Origin of the sequence: Streptacidiphilus sp. MAP12-33, assembly GCF_041261265.1 — a bacterium.
Classification (GTDB): Bacteria; Actinomycetota; Actinomycetes; order Streptomycetales; family Streptomycetaceae; genus Streptacidiphilus.
Window position 1 is genome coordinate 38,652 of the sequence record NZ_JBGCCA010000003.1, and the last position, 19,382, is coordinate 58,033.

Consider the following 19,382-nt stretch of genomic DNA (forward strand, 5'->3'; position numbering starts at 1 on the left):
ACGGACGAGCGAGACGCGGTGACCGGCGGGGACGAGCAGTCGTCCGCGCCGGTCACGGCACCCCCTCCCGCCCGCCGCGAACGCGGTGGGCGGCAGGGGCGCGGGAACCGTGGGGCCCGCCCCGGAGCGGGCGTGGGCGGTCGACCGTGGGCGCTGGTCGCTCCGGCCGTGGTCGGCCTGGTCTTCCTGGTGCTGCCGTTCGTGGGCCTGCTCGTGCGGGCGCCCTGGCGGGCGATGCCGCAACTGCTCAGCGGCGACACGGTCTGGCCCGCACTGCGCCTCTCGCTCACCACCGCGACGGCCGCGACCGCCGTCTCGCTCGTGCTCGGCGTCCCGCTCGCCTGGCTGCTGGCCCGGACCGAGTTCCCCGGCCGGCGGCTCGCCCGCACCCTGGTCACCCTGCCGCTGGTGATGCCGCCCGTCGTCGGCGGTGTCGCGCTGCTCCTGGTGCTCGGCCGCAACGGCATCGTCGGCCGCTGGCTCGACGACTGGTTCGGCGTCACCCTCCCGTTCACCACGGCGGGCGTGGTGGTCGCCGAGGCGTTCGTCGCCATGCCGTTCCTCGTCCTGAGCGTCGAGGGCGCGCTGCGCGGCGCGGACACCCGTTACGAGGAGGCGGCACTGACCCTGGGAGCCTCGCGGTTCCAGGTCTTCCGCCGGGTCACCCTCCCGCTCATCGCGCCCGGGGTGGGCGCGGGCGCGGTCCTCGCCTGGGCCCGCGCGCTCGGCGAGTTCGGCGCGACGATCACCTTTGCCGGCAACTTCCCCGGCACCACGCAGACGCTGCCGCTCGCCGTGTACCTCTCCCTCCAGGACAGCCCGGACGCGGCCGTCGCGCTCAGCCTGGTCCTCCTCGCGGTCTCCCTCGCGGTCCTCCTCGCGCTGCGCGGCCGATGGACGACAGGAGCCCAGGCATGACCACCCCGCAACACCCGGTCCCCGCGCCCGACCCGCACAGCCCCGACCCGCACAGCCCCGACCGCGCGCCCGGCGGCACTTCCGGCGGCGCTTCCGGTCGTGCGGCGGACCGGCCGGGAGGGTCGGAGGGGACCGGGCGCGAGGGGGTGCCCGCGTCGGGTTCCCTACCCGTGGAGGGCTCCGCTCCTGGCGTCGGGGGCATCGGGGGCGTCGCGGGCGTCGGTGACGCCGCGGCGCTCGACGCACGGCTGGTCGTCGACCGGGGCGCCTTCTCGCTGGACCTGGCGCTCGGCGTCGCGTCCGGCGAGGTCGTCGCGCTGCTCGGGCCGAACGGGGCAGGCAAGACCACCGCACTGCGCGCGCTGGCCGGGCTCGCCCCCCTGACCGGTGGTCACCTGCGGCTGGACGGCACCCTCCTGGAGGACCCCGCCGCGCGCGTGCGGGTGCCCGCCGAGCGGCGTCCCGTCGGTGTCGTGTTCCAGGACTACCTCCTCTTCCCGCACCTGTCCGCGCTCGACAACGTGGCCTTCGGTCTCCGCGCGCACGGGCAGTCCAAGACGGAGGCCCGCGCGCACGCCCACGAGTGGCTCGACCGGGTCGGCCTCGCCGACCTGGCCCGTTCGCGCCCCCGCGCCCTCTCCGGCGGGCAGGCGCAGCGCGTCGCCCTCGCCCGTGCCCTCGCGCCCCGGCCACGCCTGCTGCTGCTCGACGAACCCATGGCCGCACTGGACGCCCGCACCCGTCTCGAGGTGCGCACCACGCTCCGTCGTCACCTGGCCGCGTTCGACGCCGTCGCCGTTCTGGTCACCCACGACCCGCTCGACGCCATGGTGCTGGCGGACCGTCTGGTCGTCCTGGAGCACGGCCGCGCCGTCCAGCAGGGCGCGCCCGCCGACATCGCCCGCCACCCGCGCAGCGACTACATCGCGCGCCTGGTCGGCCTCAACCTCTTCCGCGGCAGCGCCCGGGGTCACGAGGTGACCCTGGAGGGCGACCTGACCCTGACCGTGGCGGACGCCACCGACGGTCCTGCCTTCGCGGCCTTCCCGCCCTCCGCCGTCACCATCCACCGCTCGCGCCCGGACACCAGCGCGCGCAACCAGTGGCCCGTCACCGTCAACGGCATGGAACGCCACGGCGACCAGGTCCGTCTCGACCTCGTCGGTCCGCTGCGCCTCACGGCCGACCTCACCCCGGCCGCCGTCGCCGACCTCGGGCTCCACGAGGGCAGCGAGGTCTGGGCCGCCGTGAAGGCTTCCCAGACTCGCGGCTATCCGGCCTAGCCGTCCAGTGGATCCGCTCGGGTACGCTCGGACGAGTGAACACCTACTGGCACGTCGTCCTGCCCCCGCTGTGCGCCTGAACGGGCGCACCCGCTGACAGTCCGACCAGCCTGATCCCGTAGCAGCGTCCCGGGCCGTGCCCGGGACCTGTGGCGTGCGCCCGTTGCGAACCCGATTCCCTGAAACGGTTCTCGACGACGGAAGTTCACGACTGTGCCGAACCGCACCTCCACCTCGCTCTCCCCGTCCCTCTCGGCGCCGGCCCCCGCCGGTCCGCGCCTGCTGAGCGGACCCGCGCCGATCCTTCTCGCGTCCGTGCTGTGGGGCAGCACGGGCACCACCGCCTCGTTCGCCCCGGCCGGCGCGCGCCCGATCTCCGTCGGAGCGGCCGGGCTCGTGCTCGGCGGGCTGCTGCTCCTGCTGACCCGGCGCGACGCCCCCACCCTGCCCCGCCGTTGTGACCGCTCCGAGCGATGGTTGTGCCTGCTCGGCGCGCTGGGTGTCGTGGGGTATCCCGTCACCTTCTATCCCGCCGTCGCCCGGGCGGGTGTCGCGGTGGCCACGGTCGTCGCACTGGGCAGCGCGCCCGTCTTCACGGGGCTGCTCGCCTGGCTGACCGGGCAGGCGCGGCCGACCGTCCGCTGGTGCCTGGCCACGGCCGGGGCCGTGGCGGGCTGCACGCTGCTGGTCCTCGGTCCGGACCTCGGCGCGGGCGCGGTGCCGGTCGACCTGCTCGGCGTCGGGTTCGCGCTGGTCGCCGGTCTCTCCTACGCCGTCTACGCGCTGGTCGGCGGCAGTCTCATCGCGCGCGGGCACGGTTCCGACGCGGTGCTCGGCGCGATGTTCGGCGGGGCGGCGGTACTGGCCGTGCCGGTGCTCGTGGCCACCGGCGTCCACTGGGTGGCCTCACCGCGTGGAGCGGCTGTCGCGCTGTACCTGGGCGTGGTCACCACCTTCCTCGCCTACCGTCTCTTCGGCCGCGGGCTGCGGCGGACCGGTGCCCAGGTGGCCACGACGCTGACCCTGGCGGAGCCGGCCGTCGCGGCGGTCCTCGGGGTGGTGGTCCTGGGAGAGCGGCTGCCGCTGCCCTCCTGCATCGGCCTGGCGGTCCTGGCTGCCTCCATCGCCGCCCTCGCCCGCCCGACGCGCCGCCGCGCGACCCACCGCCCGGCGGGCTGACCCCCGCCCACGCGCCGCCGCGCGACCCGCCGCCCCGCGGGCTGACCCCCGCCCGGCGGCGCGCCGGTGACCGGCGCGCCGCCGGGCGGGTGCCTGGGTCGCGCACCAGGATGGAGCGGAGGCGAACCGAGCGGTGGCCGAGCGATCAGACGGAGGGGCGCGGCGCATGGGTGGGCAGGGACGACGGCAGGGACGGATGCCGGGGTGGCGCTCGGCGGCCAGGGTCAGATGGACGGGCGCTGCCGCGGTCGCGCTCGTCGCGGGGCTGATGGCGGCCTGCGGCAGCGGCAGCACCGCCGCGTCGGGAACGCCGTCCGTGGTGGGTTCGAGTGGCGCCGCCTCCGGCGCCGCCGGGGCCGCAACGGTGAGCGCGAGCGGGAGCGTGGGCAACACCGTCGTCCGCTCCGTCGCGTCGCCCTCGGCCTGGGCGCAGGAGCGGCTGAGCCGGGCGGTGTCCGATCACGGAGGCCAGACCGGGACCGCGCCGTCCAACCAGGTCACGGCCCGGGTGGGCGCGATCTTCGCGCACAGCGGCAAGGGTGACCACTTCTGCACCGGCAGCGTCGTGCAGAGCCAGGGGCAGAGTGTCGTCGTGACCGCCGCCCACTGCGTCCACGGCGGCAAGGGCGGGAGCTACAACACCGACATCGTGTTCGTGCCCGGCTACCGTGACGGCGCCGAGCCGCAGGGCGAATGGCCGATCCGCAGCATCGTCGTCGACCAGCGCTGGATCGACTCGACCGACCCCGACCTGGACGTCGCCTTCCTGGTGCTGGGCACGGTGAACGGAAAGACCATCCAGTCGGTGCTCGGCGGCAACAAGCTCGGCGTCAACCTGGGGTTCGGCCGGACCGTCGCGCTGACGGGCTATCCGGCCAACGCGGGTGAGCCGATCGCCTGCTTCAACTCCACCACGCAGCAGAGCCAGTACCAGATGAAGATCTCCTGCCCCTCGTTCCCGGGCGGGACCAGCGGCAGCCCGTGGCTGACCGCGTTCGACCGCACCACCCGCACCGGCACGGTCATCGGCGTGATCGGCGGCTACCAGCAGGGCGGGGACACTCCCGACATCTCCTACAGCCCGTACTTCGACGACGACGTCCTCGCCCTGTACGACCGGGCGGTGGCCGAGGGCGGCTGACCGGTCAGCGCCGCCGTGCCTCCACCTCGATCTCGATCCGCATCCGCTCGTCGGCCAGACCGCAGACCATCATGGTGGCGGCCGGACGCACCGTGCCGAAGTGTCGGCGAAGCGTCGGCCAGCAGGGCTCGAAGTCGGCGCGGTCCGGGAGCAGGTAGCGCACGCGCACGACGTCGGCGAAGGTGCAGCCGGCCTCGGTCAGCGCCGCCTCGATGTTGCGCAGGCACTGCTCCGCCTGCTCCACCACGTCGTCGGAGATGGTCATGGTGGCGTAGTCGTAGCCGGTCGTCCCGGAGACGTGCACCCGGTCGCCGTCGACGACGGCGCGGGCGTAGCCGATCTGCTCCTCGAAGGTCGAGCCGCTGAGGATCGCACGCCGCTCGATCGATCGCTGTGTCATGGCCGGAACGCTAGGTGAGCTGGTCTGATACGTCCAATAGCGGATCTGTCATCGGGTGATATCACTGGGCGTATGACCCGCCCCGAACTCCCGCTCCTGCAACTGCACGCCTTCACCGTGCTCGCCGAGGAGCTCCACTTCGGCCGCGCGGCCGACCGGTTGGGCATCGCCCAGCCACCGCTGAGCCAGCAGATCCGGCGACTGGAGGAGCGGGTCGGCCACCCGCTGTTCGAACGAGGGCCGGGCGGTGTCGCGCTCACGCCGGTCGGGCGGGAACTCCTGCCCGCCGCGCGGCGCGCGCTGGCGGGGCTCGACGCGGGGCTGCGGGCGGCCCGCAGCGTCGGGGCCGGGGAGCGGGGCGTGCTGCGGATCGGTTTCGCCGCCTCGCTCGCGCTGACGGTCCTGCCCGCCCTGCTGCGGACCTACCGCGAGCGCTTCCCGGACGTGGCACTGGACATCCGCGAGATGACCAGCGCTCCGCAACTGGCCGCCCTGCGCGACGGTGTGACCGACATCGGCCTGCTGCGCGAGCCTCCGGACGACGCGACGGACCTGGGCTTCCTGACTGTCCTGCGCGAGCCGTTCGTCGCGGTCCTGCCCGCCGGCCATCGGCTCGCGGCGGGGCGCACGGTCCCGCTGGCCGCGCTGGCGGACGAGCCCTTCGTGCTGCTGCCGCGCGAGGTCGGGCCGCAGCTGCACGACCGGATCGTCGGCCTGTGCGCCGAGGCCGGCTTCACGCCGCGGATCGCCCAGCGTGCCGTGGAGTGGCAGACGATGTGTGCGCTCGTCCAGGCCGGGCTCGGTGTCACGCTGGCCCCGGCGAGCATTCGCCGGATCCGACTGGACGGCGTCGCCTACCGCCGGACCACGCCCGCCGACGCCCGCACCCGCGTGGCCGTGGCGTGGCGCCGGGACGACCGCAGCCCGCTGGTCGCCCACCTGCTGGAGGTGGTCGGCGACCAGCGGTAGGGCCCCTCCCCGGTGGACCGTCCCGCGCGACCCGCTACACCGCTGACGCCGCCGAGGTCAGCGCGGTCAGGGCCGCGCGGATCGCCGGTCGGCGGTCCGCGTCGGCACGCCAGGTGGCGTACAGGTGCCGCTGGATCGATCGGCGGACGGGCAGCAGCCGGACGTTCGCGGGGGCCGGCCCGCGGCCCAGCCGGGGGAGCACAGCGACACCCAGACCGGCGGAGACCAGGGCCAGTTGCGTCTCGTGCTCCTCCGCGTGGTGGACCATGCGCGGCTCGATGCCCTTGGCGCGCATCGTGAAGACCAGCCAGTCGTAGCAGAACTCGCCCTCGCGCCAGCTGACCCAGTCGTCCGCGGCGAAGTCCTCGAGCCCCACCTCGGTCCGGTCGGCCAGCGGATGGTCCGAGGGGACGGCCAGGTCGACCGTGTCGGACATCAGCGGGGCCTTCAGCAGTCCGGGCGGGAGCGCGAACGGCCTGTTGTACCAGTCGACGACGATGCCCAGATCCAGGTCGCCGCGGACGAGCCGGCGCACGCAGCCCTCGGGTTCGCTCTCCTGTACGCGCACCCGCAGCTGCGGATGGTCACGGCGCAGGGAGGTGACGGCCTCGGGCAGCAGGCCGCGCACGGCGGTCGGGAAGGCGCCGATGCGCAGCTCGCCGACGACCTCGCCGCGCTGGGCCTCCAGATCGGAGCGGGCGCGTTCGACCTGCGACAGGATCCCGGCGGCGTGCTCGGCGAGCAGCCGCCCGGCGTCGGTCAGCTGGATGCCGCGCCCGTGCTTGGCCAGCAGGGGCTGGCCGGCCTCCCGCTCCAGTTTGGCCAGCTGCTGGGAGATCGCCGAGGTGGTGATGTGCAGACCCTCGGCGGCGCCGGTGATCGAGCCGTGCCGGGCCACGGCGTCGAGGACGCGTAGACGCTCCAGGTTCAACATATAAGCAACACTACGCGGTAGCTGGAAAGAAATCTCGATTGTGCTTAGCCGTGCTGGTGAGCGAGGGTGGATCCATGCCTGCCACGCCCGCTTCCGCTCCTGCCCGCGCTCGCACGACTCACGACACCGACCCGCGCGCCTCCGCCGCGGCGCCGCGCCGCCGGGGTGTCGACTGGCGGGTCAAGTTCGCGGCGCTCTCGCTGATCTGGGGCTTCAGCTTCCTGTTCATGAAGGTCGGAAACCGGGGTTTCGCGCCCCTGCAGGTCACGTTCGGGCGGCTGGCGGCGGGTTCGGCGGTGCTGCTGGTGGTGCTGGTCGCCCGCCGCCAGCCGCTGCCGCGCGGGGTGGGCCTGTGGGTGCGGCTGGCCGTCGCGGCGTTCCTGCTGAACGCGTTGCCCTTCGCCCTGTTCGCCTACTCCGAGCAGCGCATCCCCTCGCAGTTGGCGGGCATCTGCAACGCGACCTCGCCGCTGTGGGGGATGCTGCTCTCGGTCGTGGCGCTGTCCGAGGACCGGCCGAGCCGACGGCGGGTCGCCGGGCTCGGTCTCGGATTCCTCGGCGTGCTGACGGTGCTGGGTGCCTGGCAGGGGTTCCACGGGGTCGACCCGCTGGGCGCGGTACTGGCGCTGGCCGCCTCCCTCAGCTACCCGGTGGGCTGGATCTGGGTCCGCCGCACGCTGGCCGGCCGGCCCGAGTCGCACCTGACCCTGACCACCGGACAACTCCTCCTGGGCACCGCCCAGCTGGGCATCGTCACGGTGTTCGCCACACACCTCCCGGCCGGTTTCGCGCTCGCGCCGACGCTCTCCGTGCTCGCCCTGGGGGTGCTCGGGACGGGTCTGGCGTTCCTGCTCCAGTACGGCCTGGTGGCCGAGGTCGGCCCGACCACCGCGCAGACCGTCACCTACCTCACCCCGTTGGTCGCCACCGTCGCGGGTGTCACGCTGCTGGGCGAGGCGCTGCACTGGAACACCCTGGTGGGCGCGGTGATCGTGCTCCTCGGCGCGGCCCTGGTCCAGCGCGCACGCTAGTGCGGCGCACCTCGATCCCGGCCGGGGCAGGCTACTTCTCGGCCGACTGCTGCTTGGCCCGCCACTCCGCCCCCGCGCGCTGGATACGGTCCCACAGGGCAGCGCGGTCGGCGTCGTCGATGGCCGACAGGTCCAGGTGGAACACGTCCGTTGCGAGCTTGAACAGCTCCTCGGCGGAGTCGACGATGCGTGTCGTGCGCCGTCCGGCTCCCTCGTCGCGCGTGTACTCGTCGTCCAGCACGAACTCGGCGCACTCCGCGTCGCGGCGGAAGAGCTCGAACCACATGACGTAGGGGGACTTCGGCGACGTCGCGAAATCCTCGTGGCAACTGCGGAAGTCCTCCCACGTGGCCGGCGCCAGGGTGAAGTCCATGCTGTGGAAGGTCGTCTGCTCCGGATCGGTGAGGAACCGCCAGGCGTCCGGGCCGATCTCCGGCAGCGGCCGCAGTTCGAAACGGAACGGACCCTGGACGTGGACACCCTCCTGGAGCGGGATGGGCTCGTGGTGCGAGTTGGCCAGACCGACGTCGACCGACCAGCGTTCGCCGTCGATGACGACGGTGAGGGCCATGTGCGTGACGTATTCGTCGGCGGTCGCCTTGGCGGTCGCGGCCGAGCCGTTGATCTGGCCGCGATGCATCGTGACGTCGTACCCGAGGACGGTCAGCAGCTCGCTGAAGGCGTTGTTCAGGTTGAAGCAGTAGCCGCCCCGGCCGGCCACGATGCGGGCGATGGACTCGGCCGGCCCGATGCCCTGCGGGCGTCCGAGCTGGATGTCGACGTTCTCGAAGGCGATGGTCTCGACGTGTGCGCGGTGCAGCCTGCGCAGGGTGTCGAGCGACGGAGCACCGAGGGACTCCGGGGCGTCGACACCGAGCTTGGCCAGGTAGGGCGCGACCCAGTCGGGATGATCGTTCGTCTTCGAGGTCATGGCCCCGAACACTAGTGCAGCACCGCGTGGATCCCGCAGGGATTAACGCGGCGCTGCACCGGACCCGGTCAGCTAGAGCCCCAGCAGCTTGCGGCTTTCCTCCCGCATCTCCACCTTGCGCACCTTGCCGGTGACGGTCATCGGGAACGCGTCGACCAGGTGCAGGTAGCGGGGGACCTTGTAGTGCGCCAACTGGCCCGCGCAGAACGCGCGCAGCTGTTCCATGGTCAGCTCGGGCGCGCCCGGGCGAAGCTTGACCCAGGCCATCAGCTCCTCGCCGTAGCGCTCGTCGGGAACCCCGACGACCTGGACGTCCTCGACGTCCGGGTGGGTGTAGAGGAACTCCTCGACCTCGCGCGGGTAGACGTTCTCGCCGCCGCGGATCACCATGTCCTTGATCCGGCCGACGATCGAGACGTATCCGTCGGCGGCCATCTCGGCCAGGTCGCCGGTGTGCATCCAGCCGTCCGCGTCCACGGCCTCCGCCGTGCGCTCCGGCTCGTTCCAGTAACCGATCATCACCGAGTAGCCGCGGGTGCACAGCTCGCCGGGGGTGCCGACCGGTACGGTGGCGCCGGACTCCGGGTCGGCGACCTTGACCTCGACGTGCGGGTGGACCCGGCCGACGGTCGCCACGCGGTGCGCCAGCGAGTCGTCGGGGCGGGTCTGGGTGGAGACGGGCGAGGTCTCGGTCATGCCGTAGGCGATCGTCACCTCGGCCATGCCCATCTCGGCCATCACCCGCTTCATCACCTCCACCGGGCAGGGGGAGCCCGCCATCACGCCGGTGCGCAGCGTGGCCAGATCCCAGCGGCCCGGATGCGCCTCCAGCTGGGCGAGTTCGGCGATGAACATCGTCGGCACCCCGTAGAGCACCGTGCAGCGCTCGGCGACGACGGCATCCAGCGCCTCGACCGGGTCGAACAAGGCGCCCGGCACGACGATGCACGATCCGTGCGAGGTGGCCCCGAGGTTGGCCATCACCATGCCGAAGCAGTGGTAGAAGGGGACGGGCACGCAGACCCGGTCGTGCTCGGTCCAGCCCTGCACCTCGGCGACCTGGAACCCGTTGCCCAGGATGTTGCGGTGCGACAGCGTCGCGCCCTTGGGACGACCGGTGGTGCCGGAGGTGTACTGGATGTTGGCCGCGTCGTCGGGGCGAAGGCCCGCCTCCCGCTCCCGCAGCGCGCCGAGCGGAACGGCCGAGCCGCCCTCGACCAGTGCGTCCCAGTCGGGGGTGCCGATGAAGACCACGCGCTCCAACGCGGGGCAGTCCTCGCGTACGGCCTGCACGAGGGCGACGTAGTCGCTGGTCTTCACGCGGGCGGCCGACACCAGCAGCCTGGTGCCGGACTGCTGGAGCGCATAGGCGATCTCGTGCTGCCGGTAGGCGGGGTTGAGGTTGACCAGGATCGCCCCGGCGCGTGCCGCCGCGTACTGCGTCAGCACCCACTCCGCGCAGTTGGGCGACCAGATGCCGACCCGGTCCCCGACCTCCACGCCGGCGGCGAGCAGTCCGCGCGCCAGATCGTCGACGGCGGCGTCGAACGCCGCGTAGCTCCAGCGGCGGCCGGTGGCGCGTTCGACCAGCGCGTCGTGCTCGGGGAAGGCGCGTGCGGTGCGCGCGAGGTCGGCGGAGACGGTCACCTCGGGCAGCGGCGGTTCGGCCGCGCCGCGACGGTGGGAGAGACCCGGATCGAGCTCGACGGACATGGGCGAGGGCTCCCTGTTCACGACGGGTTTGACGGTTCGGAGCCTAGGGGAGTGGTGGGTTGGTGTCGACGGTGCTCGCGTCGTGCCGCGCGGTGCGTCGCCTGGGGCACAAGTGATCAAGCGATGCGGAAGGTGTGCGGATTTCTTGAAGGAATGCGAGTACATGTCAGTGGCAATTGCGCCATGATGGGTCTACGAACCCTCGCCTCTTCCTGGAGTCGCCGACGTGGGACGTCATGCGAACGAACCCCTTCCGCCTCCGGCCGTGACGCGTACCCATCTGCGGGTGCTCTCGACCCTGCTGGCCAGGCACGCGGCGGAACTGCCCGACGATCGGCTGCTCGACGCGTCGGCGCAGGACGCGGTCAGACTGCTGGCCTGGTCCACCTCCGCGGCGGCGCTCGCGGCGGCGGCCCTGGCCGAAACCGATCCCCAGCAGGCGGTCCGCTACCGCAACCAGGTCCGTGACACGCTCGCCGAGGCACACGCGCTCGCGTGGTATCCCGGCAGCGGCGGTTGAGGCCGGCTCAGTCCTGTGTCGGCCCTGTGTCGGCCCTGAGCCGGCCCTGAGTCAGTCCGCAGGATCCGGCGGGCGCAGCTGCCCCATCGGCAGGACCGGGCGCCCCCACGTACTCGCCATCACCTGACCGGCCAGCAGGTACAGCGCCCCGGCGGCGGCGAGCAGGCCGCTCCAGCCGGCCACACGGTTCCATGTCGTGCTGTCCGTGAAGCCGGCGACGGCCATCGCCACGAAGACGACGAGCACGCAGCTGAAGGTCCCGAGCAGGGCGACGTGGATGCGCCAGCTGGCCAGCCACAGCACGAAGACGACGAAGACCCACGGCAGGGTGAACACCCCCGACGCGGCTCCGCGCGCGGACGGGTCCATGCCGGGCAGCACCCACTTCAGCATCACGGCCTTCGCGCACCAGAACAGCCCGAAGGAGCCGAACACCGTCGCGTGCCAGGTGTCGCCGCGCTGTGTCTGGAACAGTCCGGCGAGGAGCTGGGCAAGCCCGCCGATGAAGAAGCCCACCGGCGCGAGGACCGGCGCCGCGCGTTCGGGCAGCACGCCCGCGTCGATCCCGGTGGCGATGAACGTCACCACGATGAAGCCGGCCAGTCCGAGCGGCCCCAGCTGGGCCTGCGCGGTCGGCTCCATCCGCCGCACGGAGCGCGCCTGTGCCCAGGGTCCCGTCCCTGTCACCGACCCGTTCGGTGAGGTCCGCGCGAGCGCGGCGGCCTGATCGGCGGTCTCGGACACGTGGCCTCCTGGGAGCTCCCGGTTCCCGCACCATCCTGCTGGCCCCCCGGCGGACCGGCGACTCGAGCGGTCCGGCCCGGCTCCTCGGGACGTTGCACGGTCCAGGGGCGCGGGACTCAGCCGTTGTGCGGCTCCTCCCCCGGTCTTCGGCCGGGACGTGCCCCCGAGGTGCCCCCTGCGTGGGCGCGACAAGCCACCCAAGGAGATGGAGCCCCGAACGTGCTGGGCGATCCGCTCGTCAGTGGTCTCTCGCGCCCCGCGGCGGAGCCGCTGATCAGCTGAGCCTCGCGCCCCTTCGGGCGGCTGCACCGCCCCCAAGCTCTCAGCGCATCGCGTCCTGGGCCACCGCCGCGCGGTAGAGGTCGCCGACGCGGTCGCCGAAGTAGCTGCTGTAGGAGACGTCGTCGGTGTACCCGCCGGTCTCGAAGCCGCCGATGACGCCGATGACCGTGCCCTCGTCGTGGGTCGGACCGCCCTGGCCGGGGATCAGCCACGGGCTGCCGCTGGTGCCGTCGCTGTATCCCGTGCAGTCGATCCGCATCTGCGTCGAACTGAATCGGTCCACCAGGTCCGAGCAGGTGATCGGGAGTTCCGTCGCGCCCGGGTAGCCGGTGATCGTGACGACGTGGTCGAAGCCCTCGTCGACGGCGAGCCGGTTCGCGCCCAGCGTCTGCTGCAGGCTGCGGCCGCCGAGCGGGGCGACCAGGGCGAAGGCGACGTCGACGTCGGGGTCGCCGCCGGCGGTCCACGCGGGGTCCTCGACGGTGCGGGTGATCTGCCAGACGCCGTGCGGCGCCGTGCCGTCGCGGTAGCCGGGGACGAAGACCTTGTCCCCGTCGTCGCCGCTCAGGCAGTGCGCGGCGGTGACGATCATGTTGCCGCGCGGACTGTCGATCACGCTGGCGGAGCAGTAGTGCGTCCCGCTCAGCCCACCGCTGAAGATCGCGCCGACGCGGTCGTCGCCCCGGTCGGCGGGGGCGGTTCTGGAGGTGCCGAGATCCTGGGAGGGGGAGGCCGCGCCGGTGGCGCCGGCCAGGGCGAGGGCGACCAGCCAGGCCACGGCGGCGACGGTGGGGCGGCGTCGCGGAGCCGCGGCTTCCGCCCCCTGGGAGGGGGCGGCGGGAGGAGCGACGTCGAGGACGTCCTCCTCTGCGGAGTGCGGGGCGGGGATCAGGGCGACCTCGCAGGGCGAAAGGGGAGGTTGGGCACATGCTGCCCTGATATCGCCGCTGGTCACAAGGTGCTCTGGCGTGAAATTAAGGGACAGCTTGACATGTGACCAAAGGGTCACCTATTTTTGGTCGCGTGGACGAGGTCTTCAAGGCTCTGGCCGACCCGACCCGGCGTGCTCTTCTCGACGCGCTGTACGAGCAGGACGGCCAGACGCTGAGTGCGTTGGAGTCAAGGTTCGAGACGAGTCGCTTCGCCGTGATGAAGCACCTCAAGCAGTTGGAAGAGGCGGGCCTGGTCGTCACCCGACGACAGGGCCGGGAGAAGCTGCACTTTCTGAACCCCGTCCCGATCCGGTTGGTCCACGACCGCTGGGTCAGCAAGTACGCCGAGCCCTGGGCGGCAGCGCTCACCGGGCTCAAACGCGATCTGGAGTCCACCATGGAGAAGATCTTCGAGATCTACATCCGCACCACCCCGGAGCGGCTCTGGCAGGCGATCATCGATCCCGCGATCCGCGCCAAGTACAACTTCGGGGCGGGCATGATCGGGGAGCTCGAGCCCGGCGCACCCTTCACGATGTCCGCGCCTGGCGCGCCCGCTCCGCTGGGGGAGGGCGTCACCCTGGAGGTCGATCCGCCGCGCCGTTTGGTGCAGAGCATGACGGCGCTGTGGAGCGATGAGGCCAAGGCCGAGGGCACGTCCCGGGTCACCTGGCAGATCGAGCCCGTCGGGGATTCCTGCCGGCTCACCGTCACCCACGACCAACTGCGCGAGGGTGCCAACGAGCAGCTGTACGGCGGCTGGCCGATGATACTTTCGGGTCTCAAGACCTGGCTGGAGACGGGCGAGGTGCTCACCACCCCCGGCTCGCTGATGTACGGCCACGGCTGACACGCCGGGTCCGCGCCGCCCCCGGGCTGGCGTGCGCTCCGGGGATCAAGGGGACCTTTGGCCCTTGCGGGACCTTTGCCTCTTGGATGTAGCGGTGCGGCCGGGGAGGCTGGAGGGGTACGAGGCTCTGCGATGGAACAGGGCCGTTCCCCGAGAGGAAGGACGTCCCCCTTCCGTGGCCGCACACTCCTTCGCACCCGCCGTGCTCACCGTCGACGCCGTCCTCTTCGACAACGACGGCACACTGATCGACTCGGTGGGCTCGGTGCGCCGTTCCTGGGCCCAGTGGGCACAGGAGGTCGGGCTGCCTCCGGAGCAGCTCGACAAGGTGGGCTACCTGGGCCGCCGTGTCCACGAAGTGATCGGCGAACTCCTCCCCGAACGCGAGGTGGCCGAGGCCGCCGCCCGGGTCCAGCAGCTGGAGCTGGCCGACGCGGTCAACAGCAGGCTGCTCCCCGGCGCCGAGGACCTGCTCTCCGCGCTGCCCCGCGACCGCTGGGCGGTCGTCACCGCGACCTCCAGGGCTCTGGCCCTGCGACGCTTCTCCACGCTCGGCCTGACGGTGCCGATGCTGGTCGGCGCCGAGGACGTCCGCCGCGGCCACCCGGACCCGGAGGCGTTCCTCACGGCCGCGGAACGCCTCAAAGTCACCCCCGCGCGCTGCCTGGTGGTCGAGGACACCCCGGCGGGTCTCGAGGCGGGCCGCGCGGCCGGGATGCACACGCTCGCCCTCGCCACCAGCCACGCGCCGGAGGAGTTGAAGGCCGACGTGATGATCGCCGACCTCTCCCAGGTCCGCCCGCTGGTGGAGCGCGACGGGTCCCTGGCCCTGCTCATCGGCTGACGCCCGGGACGTCACACGCTGGGTGACGGGTGAGGTGACGGGTGAGGGTGGGTAGGTGGGGTGGCATGCGCTTCGCCTTCAAGACCTCACCCCAGAGCACCAGCTGGCCCGACCTCCTCGCCCTGTGGCGGGCCGCCGACGCGATCGAGGTCTTCGAATCGGGGTGGCTCTCCGACCACTTCCACGCCACCCACGGCGCCGACCCGGCGACGCCCCGTCTGGAGTGCTGGACCGCACTGGCGGCTCTGGCCCAGGCGACGAGCCGGCTGCGGCTCGGCACGCTGGTCACGGGCGTCCACTACCGGCACCCGGCGGTGCTGGCCAACATGGCGGCCACCGTGGACGTCCTCTCCGGCGGCCGTCTCGAACTCGGCGTCGGCGCGGGCTGGAACGCGGAGGAGTCCGACGCCTACGGCATACGCCTGGGCACGCCAGGGGAGCGCAGCGACCGCTTCGAGGAGGCCTGCCGGGTCCTCACCGCGCTGCTCTCGCCGCAGCCGACCACGACGTTCGAGGGAGCGCACTACCGGCTCACCGACGCGCGCTGCGAGCCGAAGCCGCTCCAACGCCCGCACCCGCCGCTCTGCGTGGGCGGCAACGGCGAGAAGCGCACGTTGCGTACGGCGGCGCGCTACGCCCAGCACTGGAACTACGACCTGGGCCCGATCGAGGGCTTCCGTCGCGCCCGGGACGTGCTGCACGCCCACTGCGCGGACATCGGGCGGGACCCGGCCACTATCCGGCTCTCCTGCCAACTGCGCCACACCGGCGACCCGGCCGAAACCGCCGCCACGGCACGGGCCTTCGCCGAAGAGGGGGCGGACCTGGCCATCGTCTACCTCACGCCGCCCTACACCCCGGCCGTCCTGGAGCCACTGGCCGAGGCCCTGACTCGACGTGAGGGGACCCGCCGGAGTTCGCCTCCGGCGGGTCCCGCCGTCAGAACGCGGCCGCACACTCCGGGTGGCCCCAGCTGCTGCCCACCTTGGTGATCTTGTCGCCCTTGGCGTACGGGCGCGAGCAGGGGCAGGTGCCCGCGTAGCGGGCGGCGAGGGTGCGGCCGGGGCCGCCGCTCGGGCGGGAGGTGCTGCCACTCGCTCGGGCCGGCTTGGCGGCCTTCGCTCGCCCGGCCGGGGTGACCGGGTCCGGGACGGGGAGGTCCGCGGCCGAGCCGGAGGCGTCCTGCTGGAGCCGGGCCGCGTCGCTGGCGGCCTTGTCCGCGATGGCGTTCAGGGGATCGCCGTCCACCTGGTGCGCGGCGACGTAGACGAAGGTGACGTCGCGGTCGCTCAGCAGCGCGTCGATGTGCTGGATCAGTTCCTGGTTGGCGACGGGCTTGCCGCCCGCCGTGCGCCATCCGTTGCGCTTCCAGTTGGCCAGCCACTTCGTCACCGCGTCGCGGGTGTAGGTGGAGTCCAGCCTGACCTCCAGCGGGGCGGCGGGGTCCGTCGCCTCCAGGAGCTGCTCCAACGCGGTCAGCTCGCCGATGTTGTTGGTGCTGTGTCCGAGTGCGCCCGCGCGCCAGCGCTGCGGGGTGCCGGTGGAGTCGGCGATGACATAGGCCCAGCCGGCGGGGCCGGGGTTGCCTTTGGCGGCGCCGTCACAGGCGGCAATGATGCGGTCGACCATGCCTTGATTCTCCCAGGTCCGCGAAGTGGTTCCGCCGAACGGGGGGCCTTCCGTTCGCGGACGGTGATCGCCTGCCGTTGACTGGTCGGACCGGCCGCTCGTGGGCCGGGCCGGTCGGGTCGTCGGGAAGGGGCAGGCGTGTCGGACGCAGGCGTGTCGGACGAGGGCGAGCCCGGCGAGGGCGCGCCGGACGCGGCCGAGCTCCGGCGGCTGCGCGCCCAGGTGGCCGAGCTCCAGGCGCCGAAGCAGCGCTGGAAGTCCGCGCTGTCCGGCCTGCTGATCACCATCGCCTGCATCCTCGCGCCGTTGTCCATCGTGGCGTCCTGGGCGTCGAGCATCATCGGCGACACCAACCGCTACGTCGCCATGGTCGCCCCGCTGACCGCCAACTCCCACGTCCAGGACGCGATCGCGTCCCGCACCGCGCAGGCCGTCTCGCAGCACCTGGACATCAACAGCCTGCTGCAACAGGTCGCGCCGACGGACCGGCCGCTGCTGGACAAGTCGCTGGGCAAGCTCAGCGGCCCGATCGACAACGCGATCACCAGCTTCGTGCAGAAGGAGACCAAGTCGGTGGTCTCCAGCGCGTGGTTCCAGACGTTCTGGACGAACGCCAACCGCCGCATCCACACCGTCGTCGACAAGGCGCTGACCGGTCAGGGCGGCGGAGCGGTCCAGCTGACGCAGAACTCCGTGGTGATCGACCTGGCGCCGGTGATCGACCAGGTCAAGCAGAAGCTGGTCGGGGACGGCATGACCATTGCCGGCAAGATCCCGGAGATCCACACCAACTTCACCGTCCTGAACGCCCAGAACATCGGCAAGGCCAAGACCGGCTTCCGGCTGTTGCAGATCGTCGGCAACTGGCTGCCCGTCATCGGCGTGGTGCTGGCCGTCGCGGGGGTCTGGCTGGCCCGGCGGTGGCGGCGCGCGGCGGTGGCCGCGGCGTTCGGGATCGCGGCGGGGGCGCTGGTGCTGGGTATCGGGCTGAGCGTCTTCCGGGTGATCTATCTGGACAAGCTGCCCGCCGACGTGAACCAGGACGCGGCCAAGGCGATCTACGACCAGCTGGTGCTTTTCCTGCGCACCGCCGTCCGCTCGGTCGCGGTGCTCGGCATCGCGGTCGGTCTCGGCTTCTGGTTCACCGGCCACGGCCGCAGGGCGGCGCGGGTCGGCGGTGTCTTCACCGCCGGGATCGACGCGACCCGTGGCGCGCTGGAGAAGACGGGTCTCAGGCTCGGGCCGGTCGGGCCGTTCGTCCACCGCTACCGCCGGTGGATCAGCTGGATCGTGCTGGCGGCCGGTGGCCTGACCCTGGCGCTGTGGTCCTACCCGACCGGGTGGGTCGTCTTCTGGCTCGTGGTGATCGTGCTGTTCGTCCTGGCCGTGGTGCGTTTCCTGGACGAGGAGGCGCCACCGTCGGCGAGGACCGATGCTCTGGAGGGTGTGTGATGGCGGCGACGGCTTCGAGGCGCGCGTCGGGATCGAAGGGCGGGGCCAAGGCGGGCCCCACGTCGGGGTCCGGCGGTAAGGCCGGCGGCAAGGCGGGTGGCAAGGCGGGTGGCAAGGCGGGTGCGGGCACCAAGGCCGGCGCCAGGTCTGGGGCCCAAGCCGGAGCCAGGGGCGGGTCGGCCGCGCACGCAAAGCCGAGCCGGAAGAGCAGCCCCGCGTCGAGCGCCGGCGCCGGCGTGAGGACCACCGTGGTCGGGGCCGGGCCGGAGGCGGGCGCGCGAGCCGTGGGGGCCGCCGAGGTCGCGCTCGGGCGCGCGGCGCGCAGGGAGGTGCCGCGATCCTCGCAGGGGCCGTGGCGGGCGCCCAAGGACCGGGTCGACCCGATCGCCGTGCTGGAGGCCCAGGCCGCCTCCCGGGTGCCCGAGTTGGTGCCGATCCGGTACGGGCGCATGGCGGCCACCGAGTTCGCCTTCCTGCGCGGCGGGCCCGCGATCATGGCGGCGGATCTGGCGTCGACGCCGAACACCGGCATCACCGTGCAACTGTGCGGGGACGCGCACCTGTCCAACTTCGGCTTCTACGCCTCGCCGGAGCGCGCGCTGCTGTTCGACCTCAACGACTTCGACGAGACCCTGCCCGGACCGTTCGAGTGGGACGTCAAGCGGCTCGCCGCCTCCGTCGCCGTCGCGGCCCGGCAGAACGGGGACTCCGAGAACGCCGCGCGTCACGCGGCGCAGGCCTCCGCGCGCGCCTACCGCGAGCACATGCGCGAGCTGGCCGACTGGACCGAGCTGGACGTCTGGTACGAGCGGCTGGACACCGAGGAGTTGGTCGGCGAGGTCCGCCGGCGCAACCGCGCCGAAGCCGCGGAGACGCTGACCAAGGCCCGCAGCCGCACCAACCTGCAGGCCCTGGAGAAGCTCACCGAACCGGGCCCCGACGGGGAGCCCCGGATCCGTCACGACCCGCCGCTGCTCCAGCCGATCGGTATCCGCGACCTCGGCCTGGTGCAGGAGACCTTCGAGGACTTCCTGCACAGCATGCAGGAGGACCGGCGGGTGCTGCTGGAGCGGTTCCGTCTCGTCGACGCGGCGATGAAGGTCGTCGGCGTCGGCAGCGTCGGCACCCGCTGCTTCATCGCGCTGCTCGCCGGGACCACCGTCGGTGACCCTTTGATGCTGCAGATCAAGGAGGCCGAGCAGTCGGTGCTCGCCGTGCACCTGGCGCCGAGCCGCCACCGGCACCAGGGCGAGCGGGTCGTCGCCGGGCAGCGGCTCATGCAGGCGGCGAGCGACATCTTTCTGGGTTGGGCCACCGGTCCCGCCGGACGCTTCTTCTACTGCCGCCAACTGCGCGACATGAAGGGGTCGGTGGAGATCGAGCGGCTCGACGCGAAGATGCTCCGGCGCTACGCCGAGATCTGCGGGCGCACCCTGGCCCGGGCCCACGCCCGCTCCGGCCCGCGCGCCGAGATCGCCGAGTACCTCGGCCGCGGCGACACCTTCGACCGTGCGGTGGCCGACTGGGCCGTCGGCTACGGCGACCAGACGCACCGCGACCACAAGGCCCTGCTGGAGGCGATCGCCCAGGGGCGGTTGGAGGCCGTCACCGACGTCTGAGCGGTTCGCCC

At 72.7% G+C, this 19,382-nt stretch carries 19 protein-coding genes; 12 read left to right on the top strand and 7 right to left on the bottom strand.

Annotated features, from left to right (window positions below; translation table 11 throughout):
- Window positions 1-18: 18 nt before the first annotated feature.
- The 4 genes from modB to ABH931_RS04620 all read left to right on the top strand — a co-directional run bounded on the left by modB (window position 19) and on the right by ABH931_RS04620 (window position 4,521).
- Window positions 19-918 carry a molybdate ABC transporter permease subunit gene (gene modB, locus ABH931_RS04605; RefSeq protein WP_370110577.1) on the top strand — a complete coding sequence of 300 codons (900 nt, stop codon included), beginning with the start codon at window positions 19-21 and terminating at the stop codon, window positions 916-918.
- Window positions 915-2,201, top strand: a complete 1,287-nt coding sequence (locus tag ABH931_RS04610; RefSeq protein WP_370110132.1) for an ABC transporter ATP-binding protein — start codon at window positions 915-917, stop codon at window positions 2,199-2,201. Before modB ends, ABH931_RS04610 begins: the two co-directional genes overlap by 4 nt.
- 213 nt (window positions 2,202-2,414) lie before the next feature.
- Window positions 2,415-3,380: a DMT family transporter gene (locus ABH931_RS04615; protein ID WP_370110134.1), complete on the top strand. Its 966-nt coding sequence runs from the start codon at window positions 2,415-2,417 to the stop codon at window positions 3,378-3,380.
- Between the two features lie 166 nt (window positions 3,381-3,546).
- A complete protein-coding gene (locus ABH931_RS04620; RefSeq protein ID WP_370110136.1) occupies window positions 3,547-4,521 on the top strand; it encodes a serine protease in 975 nt (324 codons plus the stop codon).
- Window positions 4,522-4,525: 4 nt separating this feature from the next.
- On the opposite strand, the gene ABH931_RS04625 is transcribed toward ABH931_RS04620, so the two are convergent.
- The gene (locus tag ABH931_RS04625) at window positions 4,526-4,921 is read right to left on the bottom strand and encodes a RidA family protein (RefSeq protein WP_370110137.1); all 396 of its coding nucleotides are present in this window, start codon (window positions 4,919-4,921) and stop codon (window positions 4,526-4,528) included.
- Window positions 4,922-4,993: 72 nt separating this feature from the next.
- On the opposite strand from ABH931_RS04625, the gene ABH931_RS04630 reads away from it, so the two are divergent.
- The gene (locus tag ABH931_RS04630; RefSeq protein WP_370110138.1) at window positions 4,994-5,890 is read left to right on the top strand and encodes a LysR family transcriptional regulator; all 897 of its coding nucleotides are present in this window, start codon (window positions 4,994-4,996) and stop codon (window positions 5,888-5,890) included.
- 34 nt (window positions 5,891-5,924) lie between these two features.
- Here the strand turns inward: ABH931_RS04630 and ABH931_RS04635 are convergent, their stop codons facing one another.
- Window positions 5,925-6,824 carry a LysR family transcriptional regulator gene (locus ABH931_RS04635; RefSeq protein ID WP_370110140.1) on the bottom strand — a complete coding sequence of 300 codons (900 nt, stop codon included), beginning with the start codon at window positions 6,822-6,824 and terminating at the stop codon, window positions 5,925-5,927.
- Between the two features lie 74 nt (window positions 6,825-6,898).
- Between ABH931_RS04635 and ABH931_RS04640 the strand changes: the two genes are divergently transcribed.
- Window positions 6,899-7,855, top strand: a complete 957-nt coding sequence (locus tag ABH931_RS04640; RefSeq protein WP_370110142.1) for a DMT family transporter — start codon at window positions 6,899-6,901, stop codon at window positions 7,853-7,855.
- Window positions 7,856-7,886: 31 nt separating this feature from the next.
- On the opposite strand, the gene ABH931_RS04645 is transcribed toward ABH931_RS04640, so the two are convergent.
- Both ABH931_RS04645 and ABH931_RS04650 read right to left on the bottom strand, forming a co-directional pair.
- On the bottom strand, window positions 7,887-8,786 hold the full coding sequence (locus tag ABH931_RS04645; protein WP_370110144.1) for an arylamine N-acetyltransferase: 900 nt from the start codon (window positions 8,784-8,786) through the stop codon (window positions 7,887-7,889).
- 72 nt (window positions 8,787-8,858) lie between these two features.
- Window positions 8,859-10,499 (bottom strand): AMP-binding protein, encoded by a 1,641-nt coding sequence (locus ABH931_RS04650; protein WP_370110146.1) that lies wholly within the window; start codon window positions 10,497-10,499, stop codon window positions 8,859-8,861.
- A 265-nt stretch (window positions 10,500-10,764) separates the two neighbouring features.
- Between ABH931_RS04650 and ABH931_RS04655 the strand changes: the two genes are divergently transcribed.
- On the top strand, window positions 10,765-11,019 hold the full coding sequence (locus ABH931_RS04655) for a hypothetical protein (RefSeq protein WP_370110148.1): 255 nt from the start codon (window positions 10,765-10,767) through the stop codon (window positions 11,017-11,019).
- Between the two features lie 51 nt (window positions 11,020-11,070).
- Here ABH931_RS04655 and ABH931_RS04660 read toward each other — a convergent pair whose 3' ends face one another.
- Together ABH931_RS04660 and ABH931_RS04665 are read right to left on the bottom strand one after the other, a co-directional pair.
- The gene (locus ABH931_RS04660; protein WP_370110150.1) at window positions 11,071-11,763 is read right to left on the bottom strand and encodes an acetate uptake transporter; all 693 of its coding nucleotides are present in this window, start codon (window positions 11,761-11,763) and stop codon (window positions 11,071-11,073) included.
- Between the two features lie 322 nt (window positions 11,764-12,085).
- Window positions 12,086-12,823: a serine protease gene (locus ABH931_RS04665; protein ID WP_370110152.1), complete on the bottom strand. Its 738-nt coding sequence runs from the start codon at window positions 12,821-12,823 to the stop codon at window positions 12,086-12,088.
- A gap of 245 nt (window positions 12,824-13,068) precedes the next feature.
- Between ABH931_RS04665 and ABH931_RS04670 the strand changes: the two genes are divergently transcribed.
- From ABH931_RS04670 to ABH931_RS04680, 3 genes are all read left to right on the top strand, one after another.
- Window positions 13,069-13,827 (top strand): ArsR/SmtB family transcription factor, encoded by a 759-nt coding sequence (locus ABH931_RS04670; protein ID WP_370110154.1) that lies wholly within the window; start codon window positions 13,069-13,071, stop codon window positions 13,825-13,827.
- Between the two features lie 175 nt (window positions 13,828-14,002).
- Complete coding sequence (locus ABH931_RS04675; protein ID WP_370110156.1) at window positions 14,003-14,671, top strand: HAD-IA family hydrolase; 669 nt, start codon at window positions 14,003-14,005, stop codon at window positions 14,669-14,671.
- A gap of 65 nt (window positions 14,672-14,736) precedes the next feature.
- Window positions 14,737-15,663, top strand: coding sequence for a TIGR03560 family F420-dependent LLM class oxidoreductase (locus tag ABH931_RS04680; protein ID WP_370110158.1), 927 nt, complete (start codon window positions 14,737-14,739; stop codon window positions 15,661-15,663).
- Here ABH931_RS04680 and ABH931_RS04685 read toward each other — a convergent pair.
- On the bottom strand, window positions 15,611-16,300 hold the full coding sequence (locus ABH931_RS04685) for a ribonuclease H (protein ID WP_370110159.1): 690 nt from the start codon (window positions 16,298-16,300) through the stop codon (window positions 15,611-15,613). The genes ABH931_RS04680 and ABH931_RS04685 overlap by 53 nt on opposite strands.
- A gap of 138 nt (window positions 16,301-16,438) precedes the next feature.
- Between ABH931_RS04685 and ABH931_RS04690 the strand changes: the two genes are divergently transcribed.
- Together ABH931_RS04690 and ABH931_RS04695 are read left to right on the top strand one after the other, a co-directional pair.
- On the top strand, window positions 16,439-17,752 hold the full coding sequence (locus tag ABH931_RS04690) for a hypothetical protein (protein ID WP_370110161.1): 1,314 nt from the start codon (window positions 16,439-16,441) through the stop codon (window positions 17,750-17,752).
- A gap of 236 nt (window positions 17,753-17,988) precedes the next feature.
- On the top strand, window positions 17,989-19,371 hold the full coding sequence (locus tag ABH931_RS04695) for a DUF2252 domain-containing protein (protein WP_370110163.1): 1,383 nt from the start codon (window positions 17,989-17,991) through the stop codon (window positions 19,369-19,371).
- Window positions 19,372-19,382: the final 11 nt, after the last annotated feature.

Coding starts and splice junctions, on each gene's coding strand:
- ABH931_RS04610 (WP_370110132.1), top strand. CDS start 915: ATGACCACCCCGCAACACCCGGTCCCCGCGCCCGACCCGCACAGCCCC.
- ABH931_RS04620 (WP_370110136.1), top strand. CDS start 3,547: ATGGGTGGGCAGGGACGACGGCAGGGACGGATGCCGGGGTGGCGCTCG.
- ABH931_RS04625 (WP_370110137.1), bottom strand. CDS start 4,921: ATGACACAGCGATCGATCGAGCGGCGTGCGATCCTCAGCGGCTCGACC.
- ABH931_RS04630 (WP_370110138.1), top strand. CDS start 4,994: ATGACCCGCCCCGAACTCCCGCTCCTGCAACTGCACGCCTTCACCGTG.
- ABH931_RS04635 (WP_370110140.1), bottom strand. CDS start 6,824: ATGTTGAACCTGGAGCGTCTACGCGTCCTCGACGCCGTGGCCCGGCAC.
- ABH931_RS04640 (WP_370110142.1), top strand. CDS start 6,899: ATGCCTGCCACGCCCGCTTCCGCTCCTGCCCGCGCTCGCACGACTCAC.
- ABH931_RS04645 (WP_370110144.1), bottom strand. CDS start 8,786: ATGACCTCGAAGACGAACGATCATCCCGACTGGGTCGCGCCCTACCTG.
- ABH931_RS04650 (WP_370110146.1), bottom strand. CDS start 10,499: ATGTCCGTCGAGCTCGATCCGGGTCTCTCCCACCGTCGCGGCGCGGCC.
- ABH931_RS04680 (WP_370110158.1), top strand. CDS start 14,737: ATGCGCTTCGCCTTCAAGACCTCACCCCAGAGCACCAGCTGGCCCGAC.
- ABH931_RS04685 (WP_370110159.1), bottom strand. CDS start 16,300: ATGGTCGACCGCATCATTGCCGCCTGTGACGGCGCCGCCAAAGGCAAC.